Source organism: Myxococcus sp. MISCRS1 (genome assembly GCF_026626605.1).
In the GTDB taxonomy this organism is placed as follows: Bacteria; Myxococcota; Myxococcia; order Myxococcales; family Myxococcaceae; genus Myxococcus; species Myxococcus fulvus.
The window spans coordinates 2029149-2042989 of sequence record NZ_JAPNKB010000001.1 but is presented as its reverse complement, the minus strand read 5'-3'; the positions used below and the strand labels follow the sequence as shown (position 1 = coordinate 2042989).

The following is a 13841-nucleotide window of genomic DNA, read 5'->3' as shown; positions in this document are numbered from 1 at the left end:
GCTACTGGGCGAGCACCGTGAGGACCTGCTCGGACGTGTTGCCCGCGGCGTCAGTGGCGCGCAGCAGGACGACGTGCGCGCCGGGGCCGGAGAACGTCACCGGCGTGGTGGCCAGGTTCGTGCCCGCGCCGACGTCGGTGGAGCTGACCCAGTTGGCCGTGACGCGGACCGGGGAGAGGTCCGTCACCTCGGTGACGACGTCCACGGTGAGCGGCTGCGGCTGGGTGACGTCAGGGGCGACGACGCGCAGCAGCGGGGCGGTGCGGTCCACCGTCACCTCGCGGCTCTCGGTGGCGAAGGCGCCGTCGGTGGCGATGACGGTGAGCGTGAGGGTGTAGTGGCCCTCGGCCAGGCTGAGCCACTCGACGACGTGGCCGCCGCCCGCGTCGGGGGTGAGGCGGATGGGGGCGCCCCCGTTGATGGAGAGCAGCACCACGCTGATGGGCGCGCCGCCCGCGCTCGTGGTGGCCCAGCCGCACGCCTTCACCTGCGCGGCCGAGGTGTAGCGCGGCACGTCGCACATGACGAGGTCGGGCGGGGTGGCCTCGGAGTCCACCACGTGGATGGCGGTGGTGCAGGAGGCGCTGTTGCCGGCCGCGTCCGTGGCCGTGTACGTCACGGGCGTCGTGCCGCGCGGATAGATGCCCGCGGCGGGGCCGCTGACCTGGGCGCCGCACGCGTCGGCGGCGGTGGCCGGGGCGGGCGTGACGTGGGCCCCGGCGGGGCTCGTCGCCAGGTAGACACGCTCGCCCGGGCAGGTGATGACCGGCGGCGTGACGTCCACCACGGTGACGGTGGCGGTGCACGTGTCGGTGGACTGGCCGTCGGAGACCGTCAGCGTGACGGCGTGCGAGCCCGGGCCGAACGGCCCCGTGGGCGACTGGGACACGGAGAAGGGACCGGGCTGCTGGTCCGGGTCATGGCTGCCGTTGTCCACGCTGGCCGGGGCCTGGCAGGTGGTGGGGCTGGCGTCGACGGACACGTCGCGGCACAGCGCCACGGGGGGCACGTTGGTGGAGCACGCGAGGCTCACCGGCCCGCTGCCCGCGTTGTTGGTCTCGATGCACTCCGTCTCGCGGCCCACGCCGGTGCCGTCGTCATCCGCGCGGACCCAGACCGTGGTGGTGCCACCGGGAGCCGAGGCGAGCGCCACGCTCACCACCGCGCTGCTGCCCGCGGCGAGCACGGTGGGGAGGGTGGCCACGCCCAGCAGGGCGCCGCCGGAGGTGGGGTTGCCGTCGTAGAAGGCGACGCGCATGCCCGCGGAGGCGGCCGCGTCTCCCTGGTTGGTGACGCGCGCGTGCAGGCTCAGGGTGCCGGTGGTCCGGTCGCACGAGGACGTCACCTCGCCGGCGACGAGGTCCGCCGCGGCGTAGGGGCTGGTGGTGCCGGTGCCCTGGCTGTTGGCGCGGAACGTGTTGAGGCCGGGCACGCGCCAGTTCTCCACGGGGTGCGCGGGGATGGTGCCGTCGTCGTTGACGTTGGTGACGGAGTACGCGTGCTGGTTCCAGATGCGGCGCGTGTTCACCCAGCCGTCCTTGCCGTCGCGGAACACGCGGATGCCGGTGGGGCCGGAGAAGGCATAGTTGTTCGACGCGACGACGATTTCGGCGTTGTCGTCCGCGTCCACGTCGACGATGAGCGGGTTCTCGTACGTGGTGCCGGAGGCGTGCTCCACGTCGAAGCGGATGGTGCCCGTCTCACCGTCGTAGATGCGCAGGCGGCGCTCGTCGCCGTAGACGACCTCGGCGCGGCCGTCACCCTCGAAGTCGAAGGTGGACGAGCCCGTCACGTTGGAGCTGTTGTCCTGGGTGGGGCTGGACCACTTGACGGTGCCGTTGGTCTCGAAGACGGCATAGCGGCTGGCGCCCGCCACGCCAATCTCCGGGCTGCCGTCCGCGTCGAAGTCCGCGATGTTGGGCGCGCCGCCGCTGCCGCCGCCGGGAATCGCCGTGCTCCACAGCAGGGCGCAGTTGTCGTCCATGAGCGACACGATGCCGCCGCTGACCACGACGACCTCGCCATGCGGGTCCGCGTCGAAGTTGGCGACGCCGGCCAGCCCGTTGCCGATGGAGGTGTTGCGGCACTTGAGCGTGCCGTCATGGCGGTAGATAGAGCGGCCGTTGACGACCTCCTGCAGGCCGTCCCCGTCGATGTCCGCCGCGAAGGAGATGGGGCCCTGGGGACCGCCCAGCGTGTCCGTGCCCGCCCACTTCAGCGCGCCGGTGTTGCTGAGCACGGAGTGGCCGTTGAGGATCTCCACCGTGCCGTCGCCGTCCAGGTCCGCGAACGACGGACCACCCCAGCTGTTCTGGGAGACGTTCGTCCGGAACTTCAGCGCGCCCGTGTTCTCGAAGCACAGCAGGCCCGTGCCGCTCTCCGGGACGGCGCAGATCTCCACCAGCCCGTCACCGTCGATGTCGCCGCCCGCGATGCTGCCCGCGCCGCGCACCCGCAGGGTCGGGTCCGTCACCGTCCACAGCTCGGCGCCCGTGGCCCCGTTGAGCGCGCGCAGCACGCCGTTGGTGTTGTAGTTGCTGCCCACGAAGCTGCTGAAGACGACGTCGGGGATTCCATCGCCGTTCACCTCCACGACGATGGGCGACATCATCACCTGCACGTGCGTCGGCAGGACGGTGCTGGAACTCCACGCCCACTCCAGCTCCGGCTCGAAGTTGGGGTCGAAGGGCGGCTGGACCTGGCACTCGCCATTCGCCGCGGAGGCGGCCTCTGCCAGGGAGGCGCTCTCGGACTGCGGCGCCGTCTGTGTGCAGCCGGTGAGCGCCATCACTCCGGCGAGGGACAGCCTGGTCCACCACTTCATGCCCGCTGCGGACGGGGGTCCGGGGATTCTTCGCATGCGCACGCCAAAGCCTCGTGTCTGGATTTTGCGGAAAAGTCCGCTAATCTTGCGTATAGAGGTCAGGCTTGGCGTGCCGCAAGTGAGTCATTGGTGAACTCAGACCTGGGGGAGGGTGATGCTACTCCTCCGCCGTGGGTCTGAATTGGTCATTGAGCAGTGTGTCCGGGTCGCTGAACAGCTCATCGGCGCGCTCGTGCAGCACCATGCTGATGACGGCGGGGACGAGCGCCCACCCGCGCTTCCGGGTGGTGGACCTGGGGGGGCACTCCTTGGAATGGTTCGGCTCCAGCTCGAGGAGTCGTGATGCCGCGCAGTTCCTCCCCTTCGCGTCGGAAGCAGCCTCGTCAGCAGCGCGCCCAGGCGACGTGCGATGCCATCCTCACCGCCGCGGCCCGGCTGCTCGTCCGTGACGGCTACGAGGCGACGAGCACCAACCGCATCGCCGAGGCGGCCGGCGTCAGCATCGGCTCGCTCTACCAGTACTATCCGAACAAGGAGGGGCTGGTGCTCGCGGTGCTGGAGCAGCACGGCTCGCGCTGGCTGACGGAGTTCGACGCGGGACTCAAGGAGCTCGCGCCGGCCCCGCTGGGCGTCGCGGTGCCCTCCATCATCCACCACATCCTCACGCTCAAGCGGCTGCATCCCCAGCTGGACTCGCTGCGGTATGCGCTCCTGCCGGTGCTGCGCCCGCTGGGCCACGTGGACACCTTCGAGCAGCAGCTGTTCCGGCTGGTGCGCGCGTTCCTGGCGGCGAGGCTGGAGGAAATCCGCCCGCGAGAGCTGGACATGGCGGTCTTCATCATCGTCCACACGCTGGAGGCGCTCTGCCATGCCGCTGGCGTGGACCGGCCCGACTACCTCACGAACGACGCGTTCCCCAATGAGCTGTGCGTGCTCGTGCTCGGCTATCTGAGCCTGTCGCCCGCGCCGCTCGGCCATCCGCCGAGGAAGGCCGCGGCGCCTCGCCGCAAATATGAGCAGTAGGCCTGAAAAGCACGCCCCCGAGGCCGTTTCTCCCTCGGGCGCACGAATGTGAGCACCCAAGCGAGTTGAGCGGCGGCGCAATCAAAGACATCTTGATGGCACCTCCAGCGCCTGCTCCCAGCCGCTCCCGACTCCATGAATCTCCATCCAGAAGACCTGCGGCTCGCGGCCGCTCACGCGAGACTTGCGTCCGGGGACTTCCCCGCCCTCACCGATGCGCAGCTCGAAGCCATTCGCGGCAGGGCGCGTGACTCGCTGGTGTGGTTCCGCGCGCACCCCGTGCTGCATGACACCGTCAACGTGCTCCTCCTGCTGGCCCTGTTCGCGGCGGACCTGCTGTCGTTGACGGCGCTGCCCTTCGTGTTGCCGGGGGCCCTGTCGACCGCGGGGGGCATCGTGCTCGCGGGGGTGGTCGCCGGCGTGGTGCATGGCTTCCTGGTCTGCGGCATCGTCACGCTCAGCGTCCACGAGGGCGCCGCGCATGACCTCCTCATCGTGGGCAGGGGACGGGTGGGGCGCGGGTTGAGGGTGCTCGCGAACAACGCCTGTCGACTCTTCCTCGCGGACCCGGTGCACTACGCGGAGGCGCACGCGAGCCACCATCGGAGCCTGGGGACGGCGGACGACGGCTCCTTCACGCACCACGTCCGGCTGCGGCGGCTGCTGGTCAGCCTGCTGCCGCTGGCGCCGATGCTCAGCCACTCGGACTATTTTCCCTGGCGGCCCCAGGAGCACACGCGGAGCCGACGACTCTCCGTGCTGCTGACCAACGGGTACCTGGGGCTCTGCGCGGCGCTGGCGACATGGCTGCATGGCTGGCTCTTCACCGGCGTGGCGCTGTTCCTGGTCGGCAGCTGGCTGAGCTTCGTGCTGGACCGGGTCCGCGAGAGCACCGAGCACCTGTTCATGCCCCTGGACCGGGCGAACGGGACGCGGGAGCTGGGGCTGGGGCTCTGGGGGCTGCTGCTCGGAGGCGGGCCGTGGGGCCAGCCCTGTCACCTGTCACACCACCTGGCGCCCGCGCTGCCCTGGTATCAGCAGCTCCGGCTGCACTTCTTCCTGCGTCGCGTGTTGACCCCGGAGCAGCGCCGCCACTTCTTCCTGCGCCCCGTCATCGGCCTGCCCGTGTTGCTCTGGCGGCTGGCCACCGCGCCCCGCGAGCCCGCTCGGGACTGAGGAGTCCACCGCCATGGGATTGCTTTCTCGACGCGTCGACGCGTCCGCCACGGGTGCGTCCTTCGATGTCATCTTCATCGGCTCGGGGATGGGCTCGCTGGGCGCGGCGGCGATTCTGTCCCGCCATGGCCTGAAGGTGCTGGTGCTCGAGCGTCACTCCGTCGCCGGAGGCATGACGCACACCTTCCAGCGCAAGGGCTACGAGTGGGACGTCGGCGTGCACTGTCTGGGCAGGCTGCACGAGCCGGACGAGCCCCTGCGGCGCGTCTTCGACTTCGTCACCGAGGGCGCGCTCGGCTGGGCGCGGATGGACCGCGTCTACGACAGGCTCGTCTTCGCGGACCGGCGCCATGACTACGTCACCGGCGCGGAGGCGTTCGAGGCGGAGCTGTGCGGCGCCTTCCCCTCCGAGCGCAAGGCCATCGCCGCGTACGTGCGCCTGCTGCATGGCGTGAAGCGGGCCTCGCTGCGCTACTTCATCCAGCACGTGCTCCCCCGGTGGATGACGCCGCTCACGCATCCCGTGCTCGGTTGGCCCTTTCGCCGTCACTCCAACCGCACGACGCGGGATGTGTTGTCCTCGCTCACGTCGGACCCGCGCCTGCTGGGTGTGCTCACGGGGCAGTGGGGGAACTACGCGCTGCCTCCGGCGGAGAGCAGCTTCGCCATGCACGCGCTGGTGGCGGAGAATTACCTGGAGGGTGCGTGCTACCCGGTCGGTGGCGCGGGCGGCATCCTGGACCACATTGCGCCGGTCATCACCCGCGCGGGCGGGCAGGTTCGCGTCCGCGCGGAGGTGAAGGAGATCCTCGTGAAGGATGGCCGCGCCCTGGGCGTGCGCCTGACCGACGGCGAGGCGCTGCGTGCCCGGTACATCATCAGCGGCGCGGGCGCGGCGCAGACCCTGGGCTCGCTGCTCCCGGAGCCCTGGAGGCCGCCCGAGGTGACGCGGGGGCTCCAGCGGATTCCGCAGTCCATCGGTCACCTCGGCCTGTACCTGGGCCTGAAGGGCGCGCCCGACGAGGTGGCCCTGCCGGCGACCAATGTCTGGGTCCATGCCGGGTATGACCACGACGCGAACCTGCGTGCCTTCACGCGGGACGCCTCGGCGCCGCTGCCCGTCGTCTACCTGAGCTCGTCCTCGGCGAGAGACCCTTCGTGGGCCCAGCGCCACCCGGGGCGCTCCACGCTCACCGCCCTGTGCCCCGCGCCCTATGACTGGTTCGAGAAGTGGGAGGGCACGCGCTGGCGCCGTCGAGGGGCCGAGTACGACGACCTCAAGGCCCGGCTCTCCGAGCGCCTGCTCTGCGTCGTCCTGGAGCAGTTCCCTCAGCTGAAGGGGCGGGTGGAGTACCAGGAGCTGTCCACGCCGCTCAGCACGGCGCACTTCGCCCACCGACCGCGCGGCTCCATCTACGGATTGGAGCACAGCCCGGAGCGCTTCCGACAGCCGTGGCTCCGCTCGCGGCTGCCCATCCAGGGGTTGCTCCTGGTGGGACAGGACGCCGTCTCGGTGGGCGTCGGCGCGTCGCTGATGTCCGGGGTCCTCGCCGCTTCCATCGTCCTGCGCCGCAACGTCCTCGGAGACCTCCTCCGAAAGGATTCCCCATGAAGCCCTCGCTCCGATTGTTCCAGACCCTGTTGCACGGTGCCCTGCGAGGCCGCGTGGGCCCGCTCGAGGAGAGCGTCACCCGATGGCGCGTCCTGCCCTCGGACCTGGACCTCTTCGGCCACATGAACAACAGCCGCTACCTGGCGATGATGGACCTGGGGCGCGTGGACCTGCTCGTGCGCGCGGGCCTGTTGCCCCAGGTGCTGCGACACCGGTGGGTGGTCCCCGTCGGAGAGACCTCGCTCCAGTTCCGCGACTCGCTGCGCCTGTTCGAGTCCTATGAGCTGGGCACGCGGCTGGTCTCCTGGGACGAGCAGTGGCTCTACTTCCAGCAGGAGTTCCGACGTCCCTCGGAGCCCGGGCGTCCGGTGGTCACCGGCCACGTGCGCGCGGTCTTCCGGGACGCGAGCGGCACCGTCCCGCCCGCCCAGGTCCTGCGGAGCGTGACGGGCCACGAGGTCCCCGTGCCCGTCGTGTCGAAGGAGCGGCGGGGGCCCACCCGCGCCTCACCGGGCCGCGTGGACGTGGAGCCCGCGCGCGAGCCGCTGGCCATCGTCGGCATCGGCTGTCGCCTGCCGGGCGGCATCGAGGACACGGACGGGTTCTGGAAGGTGTTGATGGAGGGGCGCGAGTGCATCGTCGACATCCCCGAGGGGCGCTGGGACGCGAAGAAGTTCCACGATGCCTCGGGCCGCGCACCGGGGCGCACCTATGTGCAGCGCGCGGGGTTGCTCCAGCAGGACCTGCGTGAGTTCGAGCCGGGCTTCTTCGGCATCACCCCGCGAGAGGCCAGCACGCTGGACCCGCAGCAGCGCTTGATGCTGGAGGTGTCGTGGGAGGCGCTCGAGGACGCGGGCCTGCCGCCGAGCACCCTCGCGGGCAGCCGCACGGGGGTCTTCGTCGGCGGCTTCATGATGGACAACCTCATCCTGCACGCGAGCCCGGACAACCGGGAGCGGCTCGACAGCCACTCGGCGACGGCGAGCACGCTGACGATGCTCTCCAACCGGCTGTCGTACTTCTACGATTTGCGAGGACCCAGCGTGTCGCTGGACACGGCGTGCTCCTCATCGCTGGTCGCGTTGCACCTGGCCTGCCAGAGCCTGTGGGCGGGCGAGAGCGAGGCGGCGCTCGTCGGAGGCGTCAACGTCCTGCTCCTCCCCGAGACGCAAATCACGATGTCGAAGGGGCGGTTCCTGTCTCCCCGAGGTCGCTGCCACGCGTTCAGCGACCAGGCCGACGGCTACGTGCGCGCGGAGGGCGCGGCGATTCTCGTCGTCAAGCCGTTGTCCGCGGCGCTGCGGGACGGCAATCCCATCCACTCGCTCATCCTGGGCACGGCGGTGAACCAGGATGGACGGACGCCGGGCATCACCGTGCCCAACGCGGACGCGCAGGTGGCGGTGATGCGAGAGGCCTACGCGAAGGCGGACGTGGACCCGTCGCGCGTCGCGTACGTGGAGGCCCATGGCACGGGCACGCCGGTGGGTGACCCCATCGAGGCGCGCGCCATCGGCACCGTGACGGGCGCGGGTCGGACGGGCCCGGAGCGCTGCCGCATGGGCTCGGTGAAGACGAACCTGGGACACCTGGAGGCCGCGGCGGGCGTGGCCGGCGTCATCAAGGCGGCCCTGGTGCTCGAACATGGCCTGGTCCCGCCTCATCCGCACCTGGGACGGGTGAACCCCCAGATTCCGCTCGAGACCCTGGGGCTGCACATCCCCACGCGTCCCGAGGCATTGCCACGAAGCGCCGAGCCGCGCTTCGCCGGTGTGAACTCGTTCGGGTATGGCGGAACCAACGCGCACGTCGTCCTGGCGGAGCCGCCGCCTCGCGCGGCCGGGTTGACACCCAAGCGTCCCGAGGGGCGTCCGCACCTGCTCGTCCTGGGGGCGAAGTCGAACGAGGCGCTGTCCGCGCTGGCGGAGCGGTACGCGGCCTGGCTGGAGGAGGGGCGCGCGACGCCGGAGCAGCTGTGCCGTGACGCGGCCGTGCACCGCTCGCATCCACGCCATCGCCTGGCCCTCCGAGGCGCGAATCGGGAGACCCTGGTCCAGTCGCTGCGCGCCATCGCGCGAGGCGAGCGGGATGTGCCGGGGCTGGACTTCGTCGCGGACCCGGTCGAGGCGCGGCGCAAGGTGCTCTTCGTCTACACGGGCATGGGGCCGCAGTGGTGGGCGATGGGGCGACAGCTCCTGGCCACCGAGCGCGTCTTCCGTGAGGCCGTTGAGGCGTGCGATGGCCTCTTCCGCGAGCTGGCCGGGTGGTCCATCGCGGAGGAGCTGAAGCGCGACGCGGCGTCGTCACGCATCACCCGCACGGAGGTGGCGCAGCCGGCCAATGCCGTGTTGCAGGTGGCGCTCACGCGCCTGTGGGCATCGTGGGGCGTCGTGCCTGATGGGGTGGTGGGACACAGCATCGGTGAGGTCGGCGCCGCATGGGCCTCGGGGGCATTGGACACGCGGGAGGCGCTGCTGACCGCCTTCCATCGCAGCCGGCTGCAACAACGGGTGGCGGGGCAGGGGGCCATGCTGGCCGTCGGTCTGGGGCCGGAGGAGGCGCTCGAGTGGGTCCAGCGTCATGGCCCGGGTATCGCCGTCGCCGCCATCAACAGCGCGCGCTCGGTGACGCTCGCGGGGGCGCGGGCTCCGTTGGAGCGCGTGGCCGCGGAGCTGGCCGCCGCTCAGCGCTTCAATCGCTTCCTCCAGGTGGAGGTGCCGTATCACAGCCCCTTGATGGACCCGCTCCAGGGAGAGCTGCTGGAGGCGCTGGCCGTGCTGCGCCCCAACGCGCCGCGCCTGCCCATCTACTCGACGGTGTCCGGGCGGCTCATGACGGAGCCCGAGCGCCATGACGCGACGTACTGGTGGAACAATGTCCGGGGCTCGGTGCGCTTCGCGGACGCACTGCGTGCCGCCGTGGAGGATGGACATGGGACGTTCATCGAAGTGGGACCGCACCCGGTGCTGGCCTCGTCCATCCGGGACGTGTCGAGCACGGCGGGCATGAAGGGCGAGGTGCTCGCGTCGCTCGTGCGGGAGGCTTCCGAGCAGGAGACGATGACCTCCGCGCTCGGGCGGCTCCATGTCCTGGGGGTGGACGTCGCCTGGCGTGGCTACTTCGGCCCTGGGGCGTACGTCGGTGCTCCGAGGATGCCCTGGCAGCGCAAGGTCTACTGGGGGGAGAGCGTGCGCTCCGCGAGTCGACGCCGTGCCTTCGGAGGACACCCGCTGCTGGTGGACTCCGAGCCGGGCGCCTGGACGGCGGAGCTGAGCCTCGCGGCGGTGCCCTATCTCGCGGACCATCACGCGGCGGGGAGTCTGCTCTTCCCGGGCGCGGGGCATGTGGAGCTGGCGCTGGCGGCGCGACATGCGCTTACGGGGGATGCGCGTTGCCGTATCGGGGAGCTGGAGTTGAGCTCCGCGGTGGTGCTCAGCCCTGAGACGAGCCCGCGTCTTCGGCTGGGGTTCTCCGCGGAGACGTCCCGTTTCGTCGTTCAACGACAGGAGGAAGGGCAGCAGCCCGTGGTCTGTGCAAGCGGGAGGCTGATGTCGTCGGGGCGGGGCTCGCGCGTCGTCGAGGTGGCGGCGCTCCGTGCGCGTTTGCCGGAGTCGACGAGGCCGGAGGCGCTCTATGCGTCACTCGAGCGCGGAGGGCTGCGGTATGGACCCGCGTTCCGCGCGGTGAGTGCACTGCATCGCGCTCCGGGGGAGGTGCTCGCGCGACTCGACCTGCCGGCCGGAGTGGACGCGCGGGGATACCACCTGCATCCCGTGCTGCTCGACGGGGCGTTCCACAGCCTCATCGCGGCCGCGATGGATGACGCGGACCACGACATCGTGCCCACGGGGATCGACTGCATCGAGGTGCTGATGTCGCCGGGACGGACGCTCTGGTCCCATGGAAGGCTCCGCTCGGTAGGGGAGGGGACGTTGCGTGGGGACATCACCTTGCTGAGCGAGGACGGTGTCGTCGTGGCCGAGGTCACGGGCTTCACCTGCCGACTGTTGCCGAGGGTTCGCACGGACGAAGCGGCGCTCCTGGAGCGCTCGGTGTACTCGCGACGATGGGAGCGGTTCGAGCCCTCGGAGCCAGTGGCGCGCGAAGAGGTGACGTGGGTGGTGATGGGCGGTGCGGTGCCTGGGACGAGTACGTCGCAGTGGCACGCTGTCTCCGATGCCACCGCGCTGGATGCGACGCTCACGGCTCTGCCCGAGAGTGCCAAGGTGCGGCTCGTGGACCTGCGCTGGCTTGCCGCCACGCCCGAGAGCGAAGCGCCGGTCGCACGAGGTGTGGACGCGGCCGATGCGCTGCTTCGGTGCATTCAAGCCCTGCGTCCAGGGCGCATCGACCGCTACTACCTGGTCACCACCCGCGCCGAGTTTGTCGAGCCCCTGTCCGACACTGCCCACCCGACTGAGCGGCTCGACTCGGGTCAGCTCGGGGAGCTCTCTGTTGAGGATGTTCGCACCACGCGTGTCGCGTCTGTGTTGCAGTCATCGGGCGTTGCCCAGACATCCGGGCGGAGTCTCGTGGATCGACCCATGGACAGCTCGGGTGGAGATGTCCTCGCCACCCGCGCCGAGTCAGTCGAGCTTCTCCCTGACGCCGCCGGTGCGTCTGGCCTGCGCCGAACCGGTCCGCTCAAGAACCCTTCAGACGAAAAGCGCATCGAGGACGCGGTGGTCGAGGCTCAGCGCGCGGTGCTCCATGCTGAAGCGGCGCCTGTGTTCGGACGCGATGACACGGGTTCGTCCGGGCTCCTCACGAGCGGGCTCGCGACACATCGGGAGCTGCCGTCGCTCTGCCTCGCGCCGCTGCTGGGGCTCGCCCGGACCGCGATGACGGAGCGGCCGGACCTCCGACTCACCGTGGTGGACCTGGACGCAGAGCCGTCGAGCATCGAGGCGTTGCTGCTGCGCCTGAGCGGGCTTGGCATTGAGCAGGAGGTCGCCGAACGCGAGGGCCTGTTCCACGCGGTGAGGCTCGTGCGCGACACGCTCACAGCCCCCACGGAGGCACCGCAACTGGAGCCGGTCCCGGAGGGAATGGGGTACGAGCTGGTCCTCGGCAAGGAGGGACAGCTCGACACCCTCGGCTTCGTGGCGAAGGCGCGACGCGGCCCCGGCTCCGGCGAGGTCGAGCTCGAGGTGGAGTCCACGGCGCTCGGCTTCAAGGACGTGATGAAGGCCCTGGGCCTGCTCTCCTCACGCGTGACGCGGGATACCTATATCGGCGAAGCCATCGGCATGGAGGGCGCCGGGCGCATCAGCGCGGTGGGCGAGGGGGTGACGCGCTTCGCGGTAGGGGACCGTGTCTACGGCGTGGCCCCGGGCTTCATCGCGTCACACGTGGTGCTGCCCGCGGGGAACGTGGTGAAGCTCCCCGAGCACCTGTCCTTCGAGCAGGGCGCCAACCTCATCGTCTTCCTGACCGTGTACCACGCGCTCATGCGGGTGGCCCGGCTGCGGCGGGGCGAGCGCATCCTCATCCACGGCGCGACGGGCGGCGTCGGGCTCGCGGCCATCGAGGTGGCCCGCTGGTGCGGCGCGGACATCCTCGCGACGGCGGGGAGCGAGGAGAAGCGCCAGTACCTGCGCGACCAGGGGCTCACCCACGTGAGCCACTCCCGTGACACGCGCTTCGCCGAGGACGTCCGCGCCTGGACGGACGGGCGCGGGGTGGACGTGGTGCTGAGCTTCTCGCCGGGAGAGGTCGTGTCTCGCAGCGTGGAGTGCCTGGCGCCCTTCGGCCGGTTCATCGAGCTGGGCAAGGCCAGCTTCGAGCAGGACGAGCTGCTGCGGCTGCGCCCGTTCAACGAGAACCTGACGTACGCGGCGGTGGACTTCGACCGGCTCCTGCGGAGTCGCCCCGATGAGGTGCGCCAGCTGTATCAGGAGGTGCTGGCCCGCTTCGAGGACGGCAGCTTCCGCCCCTTGCCCTCCCGCTCCTGGCCCGCGAGTCAGACGGAGGACGCGTTCCGGACCCTGGCGCGAGGTCAGCACATCGGCAAGGTGTGCATCTCCATCAAGGACCCGGGGCTCCGAGTCCGTCCCCCCGCGCGCGGCCCGCGATTCTCGTCCGAGAGCACCTATCTCGTGACCGGTGGCCTCGGTGGGTTCGGGCTGGAGGTGGCGCGGTGGCTCGTCGAGGAGGGCGCTCGGCACCTGGTGCTCGTGAGCCGCAGGGGGGCCCGGTCCGAGGAGGCGCGCGCCACCCTCGCGCAGTGGCGCGCGCGAGGCGTCAGCGTCCAGGCCCTCGCCGTGGACGTGTCGAGCCGTGAGGCGCTGGAGCAGGTGTTCACCCGAATCCACGCGGGGCTGCCGCCGCTCCGAGGCGTCTTCCATTGCGCCACCCTCCTGGAGGACAAGCCGCTGGAGCAACTGGACCGAAGCTCGCTGGAGCGGGTCCTGGCCGCCAAGGCCCAGGGCGCGTGGAACCTGCATCAGCTGACGCGGCGGCTGCCCCTGGAGCACTGGGTGGTCTTCTCGTCCCTCTCGTCGCTCGTCGGCAACGCGGGGCAGGGGGCGTATGTCGCGGCGAACGCGTTCCTGGACCAGCTCGCGGTGCACCGACGCCAGCAGGGCTTGCCGGCGACGGCGATTCAATGGGGGGCGCTGGGGGAGGCCGGGCTCGTCGCCCGTAACGCGAGCGTGGCGCGCCACCTGGAGCACCTGGGCCTGCGAGGCCTGTCCACGCGCGCCGCGCTCCAGGGGCTCGGGCTCGTCCTGGAGGCGAGGCCCGTCCAGCTCGCCATCGCGGACGTCGACTGGCGACGATGGGGCGAGGCGCTCGTTCCCTGGAGCGGCGCGAGGCGACTGGTCGGGCTGATGGATGCGCCCGCTGGCGCTCCTGGCCTCGGACAGCACGGCGCACCCGCGTCCGGGGCCTTCGAGGGCATGGACGAGGACACCCGACGTGGGCACCTCCTCCAGGGCCTGACGCGAATCGTGGCGAGGGTCATGCGCACGCAGGAATCCGCGCTCAACGTCACCCAACCCCTGAGGGAGCTGGGGCTGGACTCCATCATGGCCCTGGAGTTGGTGACCGCCGTCGAGCGCGAGCTGGGGATGAGACTCTCCACCCTGGAGGTCGTCAGCGGGCCGTCCCTCCGGGAGCTGGCCGCCCGGCTGTCCGCTCCACGCCAGGAGCGTGCCGCGAGCCTCGCCGGCTGAGGGCAACCTTCCGTGAGGTCCTGGCGCTCCA

The 13841-nt window shown here is 71.0% G+C and carries 5 protein-coding genes; 4 read left to right on the top strand and 1 reads right to left on the bottom strand.

Features of this window, described 5'->3' with window-relative positions; genetic code table 11:
• Window position 1: 1 nt before the first annotated feature.
• Window positions 2-2824 (bottom strand): FG-GAP-like repeat-containing protein, encoded by a 2823-nt coding sequence (locus OWM54_RS07725; protein WP_267697072.1) that lies wholly within the window; start codon window positions 2822-2824, stop codon window positions 2-4.
• Window positions 2825-3166: 342 nt separating this feature from the next.
• Here OWM54_RS07725 and OWM54_RS07720 point away from each other — a divergent pair, with 342 nt between their 5' ends.
• The 4 genes from OWM54_RS07720 (at window position 3167) to OWM54_RS07705 (ending at window position 13810) form a co-directional block, all read left to right on the top strand.
• Entirely contained in the window at window positions 3167-3847 is a 681-nt protein-coding gene (locus OWM54_RS07720; protein ID WP_267697071.1) for a TetR/AcrR family transcriptional regulator, read from the top strand.
• Between the two features lie 135 nt (window positions 3848-3982).
• Entirely contained in the window at window positions 3983-5023 is a 1041-nt protein-coding gene (locus tag OWM54_RS07715) for a fatty acid desaturase (RefSeq protein WP_267697070.1), read from the top strand.
• A 13-nt stretch (window positions 5024-5036) separates the two neighbouring features.
• Window positions 5037-6635 (top strand): phytoene desaturase family protein, encoded by a 1599-nt coding sequence (locus tag OWM54_RS07710; RefSeq protein WP_267697069.1) that lies wholly within the window; start codon window positions 5037-5039, stop codon window positions 6633-6635.
• Window positions 6632-13810, top strand: a complete 7179-nt coding sequence (locus OWM54_RS07705; RefSeq protein WP_267697068.1) for a type I polyketide synthase — start codon at window positions 6632-6634, stop codon at window positions 13808-13810. Before OWM54_RS07710 ends, OWM54_RS07705 begins: the two co-directional genes overlap by 4 nt.
• The last annotated feature ends 31 nt before the right edge of the window (window positions 13811-13841 follow it).

Excerpts from the sequence above, each read along its gene's own strand:
- OWM54_RS07725 (WP_267697072.1), bottom strand. The coding sequence starts at position 2,824 with ATGAAGTGGTGGACCAGGCTGTCCCTCGCCGGAGTGATGGCGCTCACC.
- OWM54_RS07720 (WP_267697071.1), top strand. The coding sequence starts at position 3,167 with ATGCCGCGCAGTTCCTCCCCTTCGCGTCGGAAGCAGCCTCGTCAGCAG.
- OWM54_RS07715 (WP_267697070.1), top strand. The coding sequence starts at position 3,983 with ATGAATCTCCATCCAGAAGACCTGCGGCTCGCGGCCGCTCACGCGAGA.
- OWM54_RS07710 (WP_267697069.1), top strand. The coding sequence starts at position 5,037 with ATGGGATTGCTTTCTCGACGCGTCGACGCGTCCGCCACGGGTGCGTCC.
- OWM54_RS07705 (WP_267697068.1), top strand. The coding sequence starts at position 6,632 with ATGAAGCCCTCGCTCCGATTGTTCCAGACCCTGTTGCACGGTGCCCTG.